A 15,310-nucleotide genomic window follows, 5' to 3' on the forward strand; every position below is an offset into this window, starting at 1 on the left:
GGGGCTTTTTTGTAGTGTCTGATTCAGCAATGACGGCTGCGCTTTACACAGTCCCCAACCGATCAACCATATCGGGAAATTTCTCCACCAGTTTGATCAATAGAGCAGCCTGGGCATTGGGCTTCGATTTGTCCTGTTCCCAGTTTCTCAGTGTGCTTGGGCTCGTGCGTATGCGCCTGGCAAAGACTGTCTGGGACATATGCAGCTTCCCGCGAAGCGCCACGATCTCTTGCGCGGAAACCTCGGGAACTGGTTTGTCCTCCACTGTGTTCTGGCGAAGAGTGATCTTGCCTTCGCGCTGCGCTGCCATTTCGGTAACGCCCTGCATCATTTCTGCAAACAGATCGCGCTTTTTCATTGGGTGCCTCGTGCTCTCAACTCTGCATCTATGGCTTTCTTGAGTGCCTTCTCTTGGTCGGCAGTCAAATTTTCGAGCTCATCCTTATCGTAGATTGCAAACATCCAGAATTGACCATTATTCATAAGCCAATAATAGATGACCCGCAAGCCACCGCGCTTACCTTTACCACGACGTCCGTCTGACCAGCGCAGTTTGCGGAATCCTCCCGTGCGAGGCATGACATCGCCAGCCAACGGGTTCAACTGCATCTCGGTTTGAAGCATGCGATATTCATCGTCCGTCAGATAATTGCCGACGGTGGCGGTAAAGGATGAAGTTTCGAAAAAAACCGTTCGCATAACAAACTATAGGCAAATTGATTATAGTTTAGCAAGCAACGTTTCACCACCCAGACGAGCTGTCGGCAGAAAACCCACACGCCCAGCCCCCAAAAAAAACCCCGCTCTTCACATCGAAGGCGGGGCTTTTTTTACAGCGTCAGACACTCAAGGCGCGTACGTCAGCAGCAGCTCGCTCGGCACTTTGAAGTCCAGGGACATCATCACGCTCAGGGCGGTGATGGTGAAGATCGAGAACACGAACAGCTTGCGTGCCCAGACTCGGTCATCCACCGCCTTGTAGCCGGTCCAGGCCATGTACAGCCAGTACATGCCCATGGCGGCGGCGACGGCGAGGTAGCTCATGCCGGCGTAGCCGCTGAAGGTCAGCATCAAGGTCGCGATGACGAACGCCAGGATGTAGAGCAGGATGTGCTTCTTCGCCACTTCAATCCCGCGCTTCACCGGCAGCACCGGAATCGATGCGGCCAGGTAATCGTTGAAGCGGAAGATCGCGATGGCATAGGAATGCGGCATCTGCCACAGGCTGAACATCACCAGCAACGTCAGCGCGGCCATGTCGAAGCTATTGCTCACCGCGACGTAACCGATCACCGGCGGCATCGCCCCCGACAGACTGCCGACCAGCGTGCCGTGAACCGACTTGCGCTTGAGGTACAGGCTGTAGAAGCCGACGTAGATAACGAAACCGATCACCGCGAACAGCGCCGCCAACGGGTTGGCCACCTGGTACAGCAGGACCACGCCGGCGATGCCGAGGATGGTCGCGTAAGCCAGTGCCAGTTTCAGGGAGATCAGGCCCTGGACCAGCACGCGGTTTTTGGTGCGTTCCATCTTCAGGTCGATGTCGCGGTCGATGCAGTTGTTGAACACGCAACCGGACGCCACCACCAACGAAGTACCGATCATCGCAGCCAGGAAAATGGCAATGTCGACATGCCCTTTCGAGGCCAGGAAGAACCCGCCTGCCACAGAAAGCACGTTACCGAAAATGATCCCCGGTTTGGTGATTTGGATAAAGTGCTTAAAGGACATCCGGAGTTCCTCAGTGCGCCATCATGTTGGTGTGGATGCTGTACATGATCCACAACGACAGACCTACCAACAGGACGATCACCAGGGCAGCGAAGACGAACGCGATCACGTTGTTACGCTGGGCGGCGGAGCGGTCCAGGTGGAGGAAGTACACCAGGTGAACGAGTACCTGGATCACAGCGAAGGCCAGCACGATCCACAGCGTCACGTCTTTCGGCAGGGATGGGTACATCACCAGGCCGAACGGAATGACGGTGAGGATCACCGACAGGATGAAGCCGATGGCGTAGGACTTGACGCTGCCGTGGCCGGCGTCGTGGCCATTGTGGCCATCGTGTGAGTGAGCTGCGTTAGCCATTTACATAGTCCCCATCAGATAAACAACGGTGAATACGCAGATCCACACAACGTCCAGGAAGTGCCAGAACAGGCTCAGGCAGCTCAATCGGGTCTTGTTGGTCGACGTCAGGCCGTTTTTCTGCACCTGATACATCATGATCGCCATCCAGATCAGACCGCTGGTCACGTGCAGACCGTGGGTCCCGACCAGGGTGAAGAACCCGGACAGGAAGCCGCTGCGGCTCGGGCCGAAGCCTTCGGCAATCAGCATGTGGAACTCGTTGATCTCCATGCCGATAAAGCCGGCGCCGAACAGGAAGGTCATGCCCAGCCAGCCCAGTACCTGGTTCTTCTTGCCCTTGAACAACGCCAGCATGGCGAAGCCGTAGGTGATCGAACTGAACAGCAGCAGAGCGGTTTCGCCCAGCACGTACGGCAGCTCGAAGATGTCGTGGCCCGACGGGCCACCCGCTACGTTGTTTACCAGTACCGCGTACACCGCGAAGATCGACGCAAACAAAATGCAGTCGGTCATCAGGTAGAGCCAGAAACCGAATACGGTTATCTCGCCCGAGTCGTGGTGGTGGTCATCGTGCCCATGGTCCAGACCATGGGCGTGTCCAACATTGGTCACTAAGTTCGACATGGTTTAAGCCTGTTCCAACGAGGTTTCAACACGGGTGGCGGTGGCCGGAATTGCTTTGGCCGCTACCAGACGCTTGTGCTGCTCGGCTTCGATGCGTTCGATTGTTTCAACCGGCACCATGTAGCCCTGGTCATCACGAGCAGCGTGGATCACGAAGTACACAACAGTGCCGACCAGACCGAAGATGGCCAACCACCAGATGTGCCAGATCATCGCGAAACCGAACACCGTCAACAGAGCGCCCATGACCACACCAGTCGCGGTGTTGTTTGGCATGTGGATCGGTTCGTAACGGTTTGGCGCCTTGTACGCAGTACCGTTTTCCTTGGCCTCGGTGAACGGGTCGATGCCGTCGGCTTTCGGCAGCACGGCAAAGTTGTAGAACGGTGGTGGCGACGAGGTCGACCATTCCAGCGTGTGGGCATTCCACGGGTCGCCGTGTTCGCACGCGTTCTGTGGCAGCTTGCGATCACGCACGCTGACGTAGAGCTGGATCAGCTGGCAGGCGATACCGACGGCGATCATGACCGCACCGAACAACGCAACGTACAGGTAAGGCACCCACTCAGGGTTGGTGGAGCTGTTCAGACGACGGGTCATGCCCATGAAGCCCAGTACATAGAGCGGCATGAACGCAACGAAGAAGCCGGTGATCCAGAACCAGAACGCTGCCTTGCCCCATCCTTCGTGCAGCTTGAAGCCGAACGCTTTAGGGAAGTAGAAGCTGAAGCCGGCGATGTAACCGAATACCGCGCCGCCGATGATCACGTTGTGGAAGTGCGCGATCACGAACAGGCTGTTGTGCAGGACGAAGTCGGCACCCGGGATGGCCAGCAGTACGCCGGTCATGCCGCCGATGGCGAAGGTCACCATGAAGCCCAGGGTCCATAGAACCTGGCTGGTGAAACGCAGACGACCCTGGTAGATGGTGAACAGCCAGTTGAATAGCTTCACCCCCGTCGGGATCGAAATCAGCATCGTCGCCAGACCGAAGAAGGCGTTGACGCTGGCACCCGAACCCATGGTGAAGAAGTGGTGCAGCCAGACCATGAAGCCGAGGATCGAGATCGCGCCGCTGGCGTAGATCATCGAGTGGTGGCCGAACAGTTTCTTGCCGGAGAAGGTCGAGATGACTTCGGAGAAGATCCCGAACGCCGGCAGAATCAGGATGTATACCTCGGGGTGACCCCAGGCCCAGAACAGGTTGACGTACATCATTGGATTGCCACCAAGTTCATTGGTGAAAATGTGGAAATCCATGTAACGGTCAAGCGTCAGCAAAGCCAGGGTAGCAGTCAGGATCGGGAACGAAGCGACGATCAGGACGTTGGCCCAGGTGCAGGTCCAGGTGAAGATCGGCATGTCCATCAGCTTCATGCCCGGGGTACGCATTTTCAGCACGGTGGCCAGGAAGTTGACCCCCGTCAGCGTCGTACCTAGCCCGGATAGCTGTAGCGCCCAGATGTAGTAATCCATCCCGACGCCCGGACTGTATTGCAGCCCCGACAGCGGCGGATAGGCAACCCAGCCGGTCTTGGCGAATTCGCCAACGCCCAGGGACAGGTTGATCAGCACCACGCCGGACACCAGCAACCAGAAGCTCAAGGAGTTCAGGAACGGGTAGGCCACGTCACGCGCGCCGATCTGCAGCGGCACTGCAAGGTTCATCAGGCCGGTGAAGAAGGGCATCGCCATGAAGATGATCATGATCACACCGTGAGCGGTGAAAATCTGGTCATAGTGTTCAGGCGGCAGGTAGCCAGGCGAACCTTCGGTGGCCATGGCCAACTGGGTACGCATCATGATGGCGTCGGCAAAACCACGCAGCAGCATGATCATGGCGACGACTATGTACATCACACCGATTTTCTTGTGGTCGACCGAGGTCAGCCACTCGGTCCACAGATAGGTCCACTTCTTGAAGTAGGTGATTGCAGCGAATACCGCCAGACCGCCGAGCGCGATCATGGCAATGGTCACCATCACGATCGGCTCGTGGAACGGAACCGCTTCCCAACTTAATTTACCTAACATCGATTACTCCTCTGCCCCGGCAGCTGAATGCGAACTCATGTCCATCCCTTCCATATGGGCCACTTCTTTGTCTTTCTTCTCGTGGTGCATCGGCTTGCCCGGTTTCATGCCTTCGTACTTGTCGACGATGGTCTGGAACAGGTTTGGCGTGAACGAGGAGTAGAGCTCGACAGGGTTGTTCTGGCTTGGTTTGGAAAGGGCTTCGTATTCAGCTTTTTCAAGCTGTTTAGGTGCCTTCTTGACATCACTGACCCAGGCATCGAAATCCGCCTGAGACGTGGCGATTGCTTTGAACTTCATGCCGGTGAAACCCGCGCCGCTGTAGTTGGCGGAGATACCGTCGAGTTCAGCGTTCTGGTTGGCAATCAGGTGCAGCTTGGTCTGCATGCCCGCCATGGCGTAGATCTGGCCGCCCAGGCCCGGGATGAAGAACGAGTTCATCACGGTGTCGGAAGTGACCTTGAAGTTGATCGGCGTGTTAGCCGGGAACACGATCTTGTTGACGGTGGCGATGCCTTGTTCCGGGTAGATGAACAGCCACTTCCAGTCCATGGCGACCACCTCGATGGTGATCGGCTTGACGTCGGACTCCAGCGGACGATACGGGTCCAGCGCGTGGGTCGACTCGTAAGTGATGTAGCCCAGGGCAATGATGATCAGCACCGGAATGGTCCAGATCGCGATTTCGATCTTGGTGGAGTGCGACCACTTCGGTGTGTAGACGGCGTCCTTGTTGGAAGCGCGGTATTTCCAGGCGAACAGGAAGGTCATGAAGATGACCGGCACGACGACCAACAGCATTAGCAGCGTTGCGGTGATGATCAGGTTTCGCTCGTCCAGGCCGACCTGGCCCTTGGGATCGAGCAAGGTCATGTTGCAACCACTCAGCAACAACGTGCCGAGCAGCGGCAATAAGCCTAGGAATCTGGGGTACCTGTTTTTACTCATCTCACGACCTCTAAAGCAGCTTGCGCAATGCAGTTGGGTTTTGATCGCCAACACTTCACCCTGCCAAGGGTTGGCATTTTTCTTGGATTGAATAAGGGCCTGCCCGAAGCGCTAAGCGCTGATCGACAAATCCCGGGCTAGCGGTGAGTCTTATTCGAATTCTGGGTCAAAGGCCTTTTTACAGACCAATTCCATTTGGTGCGGAAAGCTGGAAGGTGCCGACACCTGGGGTCCCATGGAGCAAGCAAATCGCCCCTCGACCGCACTCGTATGCTCAGGGATGAGCAGCGTCGGAAATTCAGTGCGGGCGATTGTAGATATGTACTGTTTGATAAACCATGTCTCATCTCGAAATAATTAATATCGGATCCAGCAACAATGGTTAACGATTATTGCGTCATCGAAAGAACGTATCGATTTGCATTCTCAATAATAACCTCGAAGAATGTAGGTCTAAGCTGCTCATTTCAGACAGTTTTTTTCTCGCCGAAGGTTTCTTGATCTGTCCCAAGGCCAATTGAAACAAGGCCTGCAGTAATTCAGCGGAATCTGTTAGATCTGCATGATGGGACTTTGCGACTATTGGAAAATCGACTGTGTTGCGCAGCCGATCAGCTCAATCCTGATGCCTGAACTCAAGACCTGGAAATGTTTTGCCACACCCTGCGTGTGACAACGTGTCGCACATGTGCGGCGCATTTTCTTGCGCCAAATCATGTTCTTTTTCCAGATCCCTGAAATGCAAAACGCCCCGGCACTCGCAAGGAGGACCGGGGCGTTTCAACGTCACTCACCGATGAGGGGCTTAACGGATACTCCTGCGATTGCGGGAAACACCCAACGGCACCAACACGATGGTCAGTACAAAGGCCACCAGCGCCCACTGCGCCAGGGACAGGCCAAGCACCGGCGGGTAAGGCGTCGAGCAGAAACCGTCGACCTGAAAGCCCAGCGGGAAGACCGAGGCCAGCGGCAGGCTATCGACGATGGGCTGCAGTACATCGATCCCGCAACTGACCGTCGGGTAGAACTGGGTATACACGTGATGCCCGGCGACCGCGGCACCGGCGATGGCACTGAGCACCACCAGCCCTTCGAGCACGGTAATGCTGCGTTGGCTGCGCATTGCCGCACCAATAAAAGCGAAAATCGCGATCAGCAACAGGGCATAGCGCTGCAGGATACACAGCGGGCAAGGTGCCTCGCCCAATGCCACCTGCATGTACAGCGCCCCGCCGATCAGCGCCAGGCAGATCAGGCCGAGCAAGATCAGGAATCGTCGCTCGCGTCCCAAACGCAGTGTTTCGTCAATCATCCCCGTATCCCTTTGCTGAAGTGGTAGTAGTCATCGATAAGCTAGTTTACCGCGCGACGGCAGTGTGGTGGTTTAACAGGAGGGAATTAACGGCAGGGGCATTAACGGGGGATTAACGGGGAGGTGTGTGTCGAGGCGGATGACGCCATCGCGAGCAAGCCCGCTCCCACATTATTTGACCGCGTCCAGACACAAAATCTGTGTACGACGCAGTACCCATGTAGGAGCGAGCTTGCTCGCTCCTACAAGGCCGCCGCCGGGCCGAAGAATTCGTAACGGCTTTGCTTCTCCGGCACACCCAACGCCTTGAGGTGACGCTTGACCGCGCCCATGAAGCCTTTGGGACCCAGGAAGTAGGCATCAAGATCGCGCTCTTCCGGCAGCCAATCGGCAAGCTGCTCCTCGCTCAACAGCCCAACCTGGTCCGCTGCCGGGCTCACGCCGTCATCTTCGGCGTAGCAGTAAAAGCGCTTGAGTTGCGGGTGACGCTCGGCCAGGCCATCGACCCAATCGCGGAAGGCGTGAACGCCACCGTTGCGCGCGCAGTGAATGAAGTGCACCGGGCGCTTGCTCGCCAGTGCCGCTTCCAGCATTGGCAAGGTCGGCGTGATGCCCACTCCGCCGCTGATCAGCACCAGCGGTTTTTCGCTGGCAGTCAGGGTGAACTCGCCGGCCGGTGGAAACAGCATGATGCTCGCGCCGACATGCAGCTGGTCGTGCAGGAAGTTCGAGGCACGGCCACCGTCTTCCCGCTTGACGCTGATGCGGTACTGACCGGCATCTGCCAGTGCCGACAACGAATAGTTACGACGAATTTCTTCACCCTCAAGCACAAGCTTCATACCGATGTACTGGCCAGGTTCCGCCACGAGGATCGGGCCTTTGTCCGCCGGTTCAAAATAGAAGGAGGTAATTTCCGAACTCTCCTCGACCCGCGCGACCAATTTGAATGCCCGCTCACCGCGCCAGCCGCCCGGTGCTTGGGCCTTCTGGTCGTAGATCGCGGTTTCGGCACCGATCAGGATCTCGGCCAACTGGTTATAGGCCGCGCCCCAGGCACTCATGACTTCCGGGGTGGCAATTTCGCTGCCGAGTACTTCAGAGATGGCCCGCAACAGACAGTTGCCGACGATCGGGTAGTGTTCAGGAAGAATTTGCAGGGCAACGTGCTTGTTGATGATTTTCGCCACCAGATCGCCAAGCTGGTCCAGCTGGTCGATATGTCGCGCATACATCAACACGCCGTTGGCCAGTGCCCGCGGCTGATCGCCGCTGCTCTGGTGGGCCTGGTTGAACAGTGGGCGCACTTCAGGGTATTCGGAAAGCATCATGCGATAGAAGTGAGTGATCAACGCTTCACCACCACTTTCCAGCAGCGGGACGGTCGATTTGACGATGGCACGGTCTTGAACGCTAAGCATAGGTGACTCCTGAGCTTTTTTGATAACTAGCTGATTACCCCTTATGTATCAGTTTTCGTGCCAATAATTAAATCCATATAAATCAATGACTTGATAAAGTCATAGTCATATCGACCATGCATGTCTTATAGTCATCAGGACTATATGGAGTCAATATGACTGCAAAATCACTGCTCACCACCCTGCTCCCCCTGGTCTCCGACCTGTCCCGTGAATTGCCGGAGGGTGAGCGCTATCGACGCCTGCTCGAAGCCATGCGCGCGCTGCTGCCCTGCGACGCCGCCGCTTTGCTGCGGCTTGACGGTGAATGGCTGGTCCCCCTGGCGGTGGATGGCCTTAGCCCGGACACCCTGGGGCGCCGTTTCAAGGTCAGCGAACATCCGCGCTTCGCGGCTTTGCTCAGCACCCCCGGACCGACCCGCTTCGCCAGTGACAGCAACTTGCCCGATCCCTATGACGGTTTGGTGGAGGGGCTCGACGAACACCTGGAAGTCCACGACTGCATGGGTTGCCCGCTGTTTATCGATGAACGCCCCTGGGGTCTGCTGACCCTCGATGCGCTAGACCCACAGCGTCGGGAACCCGTCGAACTGGACGCCTTGCAGGCCTTCGCCAGTCTCGCTGCCGCGACGGTGAGTGCCGCCGAGCGCATCGAGCGCCTGTCTCTGCGAGTCGAAGACGAACATCAACGGGCCGAGGTCTACCGCCAGGCCAGCGGCCAGCAAAACCGCGAAATGATCGGCCAAAGCAAAACCCACAAACGCCTGATTGAAGAGATCAAGCTGGTCGGCGGCAGCGATCTGACGGTGCTGATCACCGGTGAAACCGGGGTCGGCAAGGAACTGGTAGCCCAGGCGATTCATGCCGCCTCGGCACGCGCCGACAAACCGATCATCAGCCTCAACTGCGCCGCCCTGCCAGAGACCCTGGTGGAAAGCGAACTGTTCGGCCATGTGCGCGGCGCCTTCACCGGCGCGATGAACGACCGCCGCGGCAAGTTCGAACTGGCCAACGGCGGCACACTGTTTCTCGATGAGGTCGGCGAGTTATCCCTGACGGTGCAGGCCAAGTTGCTGCGGGTACTACAAAGCGGCCAGTTACAACGCCTGGGCTCGGACAAGGAGCATCAGGTCGATGTGCGCCTGATCGCCGCGACCAACCGCGATCTGGCCGAAGAAGTGCGCAGCGGCCGCTACCGGGCCGACTTCTACCATCGTCTGAGCGTTTATCCGCTGCTGGTACCGGCGCTGCGCGATCGCGGTCGGGATGTGCTGCTGCTCAGCGGATTCTTCCTGGAGCAGAACCGCTCGCGCATGGGCCTCAACAGCCTGCGCCTGACCAGTGATGCCCAGGCGGCGCTGCTGGCTTATGCCTGGCCGGGCAATGTCCGTGAACTCGAACATTTGATTGGCCGCAGTTCGCTGAAGGCGCTGGGCAATTGCAAGGAACGACCGAAGATCCTCAGCCTCAGTGCGGCGGATCTGGATTTGCCGAATGTCACGGTGCGTGTACCCGCACCAGAGTCTGCCGGTGCTCCCGAGCTTATACTCGACGTCGCCGGGGACCTGCGCCAGGCCACCGAGAACTACCAGCGCCAGTTGATCACTGCCTGCCTTGAGCGACATCAGCACAACTGGGCAAGCGCCGCCCGTGAGCTAGGCTTGGACAGGGCCAATCTTGGACGGATGGCCAAGCGGTTGGGGATGAAGTGATCACACGGCCCCCTGTGGCGAGGGAGCTTGCTCCCGCTCGGCCGCGCAGCGGTCGTAAAACCGGCGATGGAGTTCTATCTGGACAAGCGCGGTAGCCGATTTTGGGATCGCTTCGCGGTCCAGCGGGAGCAAGCTCCCTCGCCACAAGGTTCAGCGTATGACTAACGGACTGCCAATAACCCTAAAGCCAGCCCCCAACAAGTCGATAACCCGTCATTGATAGCTGTTCACGGTGTCGTCCACCGTGAACCACCTTTTCCACAGAAGGTTTTTATGTCCTCAACCAAAGCCCGCGCAGATTCACTCTCGCTTCTGCTGTTTACCTTGCGCAGTGGCAAGCTGATGGCGATCAACCTGCTGAAAGTCAGTGAAATCATCCCCTGCCCGCCCCTGACCCGGCTGCCGGAGTCGCACCCGCACGTCAAAGGCATCGCCACCCTGCGTGGTGCCTCGCTGTCGGTGATCGATCTGAGCCGGGCGATTGGTGAAAAGCCGTTGGTCGACCCGGACGGAGGCTGCCTGATCGTCACCGACGTCAGTCGCTCCAAGCAAGGTTTGCACGTTCAGGCCGTGAGCAAGATCGTGCATTGCCTGACCACCGATATCCGTCCGCCACCCTACGGCGCCGGCGGGGTCAAGTCGTACATCACTGGCGTGACCTCTGTCGACGGTACCCTGGTGCAAGTGCTGGATATCGAGAAAGTCATCCACGGCATCACCCCGGCACAAATCGAAACGGCGCCGACCGAACTGAGCATGGAAGACGCCGAGGTGCTGGGCAATGCACGGATTCTGGTGGTCGATGACAGCCAGGTAGCGCTGCAACAATCGGTGCACACCCTGCGCAACCTCGGCCTGCAATGCCACACCGCGCGCAGCGCCAGGGAAGCCATCGACTGCCTGCTGGACCTGCAGGGCACCGCTCAACAGATCAACTTGATTGTCTCGGACATCGAGATGTCAGAGATGGACGGTTACGCCTTCACCCGCACCCTGCGCGAGACTCCGGACTTCGCCCACCTCTACGTGCTGCTGCACACCTCCCTGGACAGCGCGATGAACAGCGAAAAAGCCCGCCTGGCCGGGGCTAACGCGGTGCTGACCAAGTTCTCCTCACCGGAACTGACCAAGTGTCTGATCGAGGCTGCCAAGGCCGTCGCAGCTCAGGGTAGTTGAGCCGTGGCCGGGGACTACTGTCTGCTGCTGAGGCGCGACCTTGCTGAGGTTTTGCCACCGGTCATCTGGCCGAGCGGCATCAGCCTGATCGAGTACCGTCCGGCGCTTGCCGAGGCGGTTCACAGCTTGATGGAACTCGGTTTTCAGCACGGCGGTGGGCATGTGCCGGCGCTGGATATCTGGCTCGAACAATTCGAAACCGATGCCGAGTATGACCCTGCGCTATGTTTTATCGCCTCGGACGCTCAAGGGCTTGTCGGCGTTGCCCAATGCTGGACCAGTGCCTATCTCAAGGATCTGGTGGTGCATCCGCGGGCAAGGGGCCAGGGTCTGGGTCGAGCATTGTTGTTGCATGCGTTTACGGTGTTTCAGCAGCGCCGGGAAGGTTATGTCGATCTGAAGGTGCTGGAAGATAACCAGCGGGCGCAGCGCCTTTATGAAAGTGTCGGGATGCGACTGGTGCGTAGGGAACCCGTCCCAGCGTAAAGCCGCTAAAAGATCGCAGCCTGCGGCAGCTCCTACACCGACCGAGTCCGGCCACCGATATGCGCATCGACACAACTTCCTGTAGGAGCTGCCGCAGGCTGCGATCTTGGCGGCCTCAACCGCACAGCAGATCCTCAGGCATACTTCCCACTTCGCCCAAACGACGCCCCTGGGAGGCCTCGCCATGAAAGCCCTCACACTGCCCCTCATTTGCCTGGCCACTTTCGCCGTCCAGGCCAACGCCTCCAGCCTCGAAGCCTGGGCGTCTTTCGACAAGGCGGTGCTCACCAGCTGTAACAAGGCCAGTCATCTCAAGTACGCCAAACCGGTCGGCAAGGTCGCACAGTTCGATGACCGGGTGGGCTACAGCGCGATACTGCTGCAAGGCCAGTACCCGCAAAAGCACATGAAGGGTCAACCAGGCACCGAGCTGTGCCTGTACAACAAAAAAACCAAAACCGCCTATGTCACCGAGTGGGACTCGATCCCCCTTCCCGTCAAGGCCCAGTGACTGGCGCATAACTTGCTTCCAGACAGGCCTTCATGGTGATTGCGTGGGTATTCCCGTCACCGCTCACACCTATCAATGACGGCCGGCCGCTCGATGAATACAACCTTTTCCTGTGTAGGATGCGGCAAGTGCTGCCACGACCACCATGTGCCCCTGACCCTCGCCGAAGCCCGGCAGTGGGCGGCGGACGGCGGTAACGTGATCGTGCTGGTGGAAGGCTTTCTCGGTAATGGTCTGGGGCTGCCTGTAGTCCAGCGCGAACATGCCGAGCGACGTTCCTGCGTGGTGCCCAGCGGTGCGACCGAGGCGTATGTAGCGATCACCTTCGCGGCATACAACGTAGGTCCCTGCCGGAATCTTGACGAAGACAACCTCTGCCGGATCTATGAACGCCGGCCTTTGGTGTGCCGGATCTACCCGATGGAAATCAATCCGCACATCGCGCTCAAGCCAACCGCCAAGGAATGCCCGTCGGAAGCCTGGGAAAAAGGCCCGCAATTGATTGTCGGTGGCGAGTTGGTCGACCGGCAACTGGCCGATCTGATCCAGCGTTCGCGCCAGGCTGACCGGGACGATATCCAGACCAAGGAAGCCATCTGCGAACGACTGGGCATTCGCACCACAGCGCTCAAGGGTGACGGGTTTACCGCTTACCTGCCGGATATGTCGGCGTTCGCCCTGGCCATTGAACAGCTTGAAGGTCAGGTGTTGGCGGGCTCGACCGGCGAGTGGCAGTTCCATGTTTCCGGGGACGATATCGCCAAGCAGGTGCAAGCGGCCGGGGCGCAACTGGTGACGGCGGAGCCGGTGAATTATGCGTTTATCTCGTTGCGGGCGGCCTAGGGAGCCCACTCGAGATTTCCATTGGCTGTACTGACTGCCAACCACCTATGACTTGAGCCGATCACTCCTCCGATCAATGCCTTTTCTGCCAGAACTCCTGCGCCAATAACTGCAGATCCCCCGCCAGCCCGGCCACATCGCCGGAGTTGATATGGCTCTGCTGGCCGGCACTCACCGTCACGTCGCAGGCTGTGCGGATGCTGATGATGTTGCGGTTGATGTCTTCGCTCACCGCGCTTTGCTCTTCCACCGCTGCGGCGATCTGCAGGCTCATCTCGGTAATCTGCCTGACCCGCTGGCTGATGCCGTCCAGGGCCGTGGCCGCGCGCTGAGTATGCTCGACACTGTTTTCGGCATGCTGGCTGCTTTGCTGCATGACCACCACCGCGTCCCGCGCACCGCTTTGCAGGGTGCTGATCATCCGCTGGATTTCGTTGGTCGACTGCTGGGTGCGCTGGGCCAGGCCACGCACTTCGTCGGCCACTACCGCGAATCCGCGCCCCTGCTCGCCCGCGCGAGCGGCTTCGATGGCGGCGTTGAGCGCCAGCAGATTGGTCTGTTCGGCGATGCTGCGGATCACCTCCAGGACTCCGGAGATATCGCTGCTGTGATTCTCCAGTTGATGAATCACCTCGGTGGCGCGGGCAAGCTCGCCGGCCAGCAATAGCACGGCGTTGCGGCTCTCGCCGACCAGCTGATGACCTTCGCGGGTTTCGCTTTCTGCCTGGTCGGCGGCCCGGGAGGCTTGCTGAGCATGGCTGGCGACTTGCGCCACGCTGGCGGCCATTTGATGAATCGCTGCGGCCACCTGATCGGTTTCTGCCTGCTGTGCAAGCGTGCTGTTTTGACTGTTTTGCAGATGCTCGACCAGTTGCGCCGCATGCCCGGCCAGGCGTTGCGAAGCATCGCCAATGCGCCCAACCACTGCGCCAACCTGCGCCTCAAGCATCTGCAAGGCGAACTCGACCTGTCCGAACTCATCGCGCCGACCGGTATAGATCGCCTGGCTCAAGGGGTTATCCCCAATCAATCGGACGCGCTCGGTCAAACGGTCCAACGGCCGCAGCAACAGATTGACACCCAGCGCACTCAAGCCGCTGCCCAACACCAGCGCCAATAGCGCCCACCACGGCGAATGAGGCGCCAGCCAGGCCGCCGCGCCCAAGGCACAGGCCATGACCAGACTGAGCATGACCCAGAGTTTCAACTTCAACCCTAACGCGGGCCACAGCGACGGAGCCGGACTGCCCAGCTGTCCATAGAGTTTTTGCGCCTCTTCGACCTGACGGACACTGGGTCTGGTCCGGATCGACTGATACTCCACCGCCTGCCCATCGCGGGTCACCGGGGTGACGTAGGCGCTGACCCAATAGTGATCACCGTTTTTACAGCGATTTTTCACCATGCCCATCCACGAACGCCCGCTCTTGAGCGTTCGCCACATATGGGCAAAGGCTGCAGCAGGCATATCGGGGTGGCGCAGCAGATTGTGCGGTGAACCCAGCAACTCGTCCTTGCCATAGCCACTGACCGCAATGAAGTCGGCGTTGGCATAGGTGATCGCGCTCGTCAGATCGGTGGTCGATAGGATATTTGCATCAGGGGCAATGTCCAGGCATCGCCCCGTCACCGGGAGATTGATCTTCATGGATAGCGCGCTCGTGTTTTTGAAAGAGTCGGCAGGGACTGCTGACTCTAAGCGCACTGATTCCACAAATACTGATCTGGCTCAGCTTCTGGGCATTTAGCCATCACTGTCGCCAAATACCACGAACTTCCACTGGCGCCAGGTTTAACTCAGCGCTTGCCCATCGAGCGACGGGTGCCGGGAGGCGCTACGCCCGGGGTCTTGGTGTGGCCGTTCTTGGCGCCGTTTTTGTACCACGGCTGGTTGGCGTTCTTGGTCGCGGCCAGTTCACCCGGGTTGAACGGGAATTTGAATGCGGGGATGGCGGCCTTGTCTTCGGTCTCTGCGCTGGAGTCGACGCTGTTTTGCAGGTCAGCCTGTTCGTCGCTCTGAACGTCAGCAGCAGACGGTTGTTTAGGGGAAGTCATGAAAGCTCCGGGTGATGCATAAATAAGAGTCGGGCCAGGATGGCGGGCCGCGAAAGGCGGCAGTATACCTGCCCGGCTGGCGCCCGCACG

16 protein-coding genes are annotated in these 15,310 nt (G+C 58.6%); 5 read left to right on the forward strand and 11 right to left on the reverse strand.

From position 1 onward, the window contains the following. Positions 1 to 43: 43 nt before the first annotated feature. The 9 genes from ACA064_RS27015 to hmpA all read right to left on the reverse strand — a co-directional run bounded on the left by ACA064_RS27015 (position 44) and on the right by hmpA (position 8,437). Positions 44 to 358, reverse strand: a complete 315-nt coding sequence (locus tag ACA064_RS27015) for a helix-turn-helix domain-containing protein (protein ID WP_497670856.1) — start codon at positions 356 to 358, stop codon at positions 44 to 46. Then, positions 355 to 699 (reverse strand): toxin, encoded by a 345-nt coding sequence (locus ACA064_RS27020; protein ID WP_497670857.1) that lies wholly within the window; start codon positions 697 to 699, stop codon positions 355 to 357. The genes ACA064_RS27015 and ACA064_RS27020 overlap by 4 nt, the downstream gene beginning before the upstream one ends. Positions 700 to 846: 147 nt before the next feature. Further along, entirely contained in the window at positions 847 to 1,734 is an 888-nt protein-coding gene (cyoE, locus tag ACA064_RS27025) for a heme o synthase (RefSeq protein ID WP_497670858.1), read from the reverse strand. Positions 1,735 to 1,744: 10 nt separating this feature from the next. Then, positions 1,745 to 2,092, reverse strand: a complete 348-nt coding sequence (gene cyoD / locus ACA064_RS27030) for a cytochrome o ubiquinol oxidase subunit IV (protein ID WP_497670859.1) — start codon at positions 2,090 to 2,092, stop codon at positions 1,745 to 1,747. Beyond that, the gene (locus ACA064_RS27035; RefSeq protein ID WP_497670860.1) at positions 2,093 to 2,719 is read right to left on the reverse strand and encodes a cytochrome o ubiquinol oxidase subunit III; all 627 of its coding nucleotides are present in this window, start codon (positions 2,717 to 2,719) and stop codon (positions 2,093 to 2,095) included. A gap of 3 nt (positions 2,720 to 2,722) precedes the next feature. Further along, complete coding sequence (gene cyoB, locus ACA064_RS27040) at positions 2,723 to 4,753, reverse strand: cytochrome o ubiquinol oxidase subunit I (RefSeq protein ID WP_497670861.1); 2,031 nt, start codon at positions 4,751 to 4,753, stop codon at positions 2,723 to 2,725. A 3-nt stretch (positions 4,754 to 4,756) separates the two neighbouring features. Continuing rightward, complete coding sequence (cyoA, locus tag ACA064_RS27045; RefSeq protein WP_497670862.1) at positions 4,757 to 5,701, reverse strand: ubiquinol oxidase subunit II; 945 nt, start codon at positions 5,699 to 5,701, stop codon at positions 4,757 to 4,759. 805 nt (positions 5,702 to 6,506) lie between these two features. Continuing rightward, positions 6,507 to 7,016 carry a disulfide bond formation protein B gene (locus ACA064_RS27050; protein WP_497670863.1) on the reverse strand — a complete coding sequence of 170 codons (510 nt, stop codon included), beginning with the start codon at positions 7,014 to 7,016 and terminating at the stop codon, positions 6,507 to 6,509. 242 nt (positions 7,017 to 7,258) lie between these two features. Further along, positions 7,259 to 8,437, reverse strand: coding sequence for an NO-inducible flavohemoprotein (gene hmpA, locus ACA064_RS27055; protein WP_497670864.1), 1,179 nt, complete (start codon positions 8,435 to 8,437; stop codon positions 7,259 to 7,261). A 155-nt stretch (positions 8,438 to 8,592) separates the two neighbouring features. Here hmpA and norR point away from each other — a divergent pair, with 155 nt between their 5' ends. The 5 genes from norR (at position 8,593) to ACA064_RS27080 (ending at position 13,165) form a co-directional block, all read left to right on the forward strand. Continuing rightward, positions 8,593 to 10,149: a nitric oxide reductase transcriptional regulator NorR gene (gene norR, locus ACA064_RS27060; RefSeq protein ID WP_497670865.1), complete on the forward strand. Its 1,557-nt coding sequence runs from the start codon at positions 8,593 to 8,595 to the stop codon at positions 10,147 to 10,149. Between the two features lie 273 nt (positions 10,150 to 10,422). Further along, positions 10,423 to 11,325, forward strand: coding sequence for a chemotaxis protein CheV (locus tag ACA064_RS27065; protein WP_497670866.1), 903 nt, complete (start codon positions 10,423 to 10,425; stop codon positions 11,323 to 11,325). 3 nt (positions 11,326 to 11,328) lie between these two features. After that, positions 11,329 to 11,811, forward strand: a complete 483-nt coding sequence (locus ACA064_RS27070; RefSeq protein ID WP_497670867.1) for a GNAT family N-acetyltransferase — start codon at positions 11,329 to 11,331, stop codon at positions 11,809 to 11,811. Positions 11,812 to 11,995: 184 nt separating this feature from the next. Continuing rightward, positions 11,996 to 12,322 (forward strand): hypothetical protein, encoded by a 327-nt coding sequence (locus tag ACA064_RS27075; protein WP_497670868.1) that lies wholly within the window; start codon positions 11,996 to 11,998, stop codon positions 12,320 to 12,322. 93 nt (positions 12,323 to 12,415) lie between these two features. Next, the gene (locus tag ACA064_RS27080) at positions 12,416 to 13,165 is read left to right on the forward strand and encodes a YkgJ family cysteine cluster protein (protein WP_497670869.1); all 750 of its coding nucleotides are present in this window, start codon (positions 12,416 to 12,418) and stop codon (positions 13,163 to 13,165) included. Between the two features lie 73 nt (positions 13,166 to 13,238). Here ACA064_RS27080 and ACA064_RS27085 read toward each other — a convergent pair whose 3' ends face one another. Both ACA064_RS27085 and ACA064_RS27090 read right to left on the reverse strand, forming a co-directional pair. Further along, on the reverse strand, positions 13,239 to 14,813 hold the full coding sequence (locus ACA064_RS27085; RefSeq protein ID WP_497670870.1) for a methyl-accepting chemotaxis protein: 1,575 nt from the start codon (positions 14,811 to 14,813) through the stop codon (positions 13,239 to 13,241). 149 nt (positions 14,814 to 14,962) lie between these two features. After that, positions 14,963 to 15,220: a hypothetical protein gene (locus ACA064_RS27090; RefSeq protein WP_497670871.1), complete on the reverse strand. Its 258-nt coding sequence runs from the start codon at positions 15,218 to 15,220 to the stop codon at positions 14,963 to 14,965. Positions 15,221 to 15,310: the final 90 nt, after the last annotated feature.

The organism is Pseudomonas sp. LBUM1658, assembly GCF_059716055.1.

Bases quoted from the DNA above. Each gene is read 5' to 3' on its own strand.
- ACA064_RS27015 (WP_497670856.1), bottom strand. From the start codon at position 358: ATGAAAAAGCGCGATCTGTTTGCAGAAATGATGCAGGGCGTTACCGAA.
- ACA064_RS27020 (WP_497670857.1), bottom strand. From the start codon at position 699: ATGCGAACGGTTTTTTTCGAAACTTCATCCTTTACCGCCACCGTCGGC.
- cyoE (WP_497670858.1), bottom strand. From the start codon at position 1,734: ATGTCCTTTAAGCACTTTATCCAAATCACCAAACCGGGGATCATTTTC.
- cyoD (WP_497670859.1), bottom strand. From the start codon at position 2,092: ATGGCTAACGCAGCTCACTCACACGATGGCCACAATGGCCACGACGCC.
- ACA064_RS27035 (WP_497670860.1), bottom strand. From the start codon at position 2,719: ATGTCGAACTTAGTGACCAATGTTGGACACGCCCATGGTCTGGACCAT.
- cyoB (WP_497670861.1), bottom strand. From the start codon at position 4,753: ATGTTAGGTAAATTAAGTTGGGAAGCGGTTCCGTTCCACGAGCCGATC.
- cyoA (WP_497670862.1), bottom strand. From the start codon at position 5,701: ATGAGTAAAAACAGGTACCCCAGATTCCTAGGCTTATTGCCGCTGCTC.
- ACA064_RS27050 (WP_497670863.1), bottom strand. From the start codon at position 7,016: ATGATTGACGAAACACTGCGTTTGGGACGCGAGCGACGATTCCTGATC.
- hmpA (WP_497670864.1), bottom strand. From the start codon at position 8,437: ATGCTTAGCGTTCAAGACCGTGCCATCGTCAAATCGACCGTCCCGCTG.
- norR (WP_497670865.1), top strand. From the start codon at position 8,593: ATGACTGCAAAATCACTGCTCACCACCCTGCTCCCCCTGGTCTCCGAC.
- ACA064_RS27065 (WP_497670866.1), top strand. From the start codon at position 10,423: ATGTCCTCAACCAAAGCCCGCGCAGATTCACTCTCGCTTCTGCTGTTT.
- ACA064_RS27075 (WP_497670868.1), top strand. From the start codon at position 11,996: ATGAAAGCCCTCACACTGCCCCTCATTTGCCTGGCCACTTTCGCCGTC.
- ACA064_RS27080 (WP_497670869.1), top strand. From the start codon at position 12,416: ATGAATACAACCTTTTCCTGTGTAGGATGCGGCAAGTGCTGCCACGAC.
- ACA064_RS27085 (WP_497670870.1), bottom strand. From the start codon at position 14,813: ATGAAGATCAATCTCCCGGTGACGGGGCGATGCCTGGACATTGCCCCT.
- ACA064_RS27090 (WP_497670871.1), bottom strand. From the start codon at position 15,220: ATGACTTCCCCTAAACAACCGTCTGCTGCTGACGTTCAGAGCGACGAA.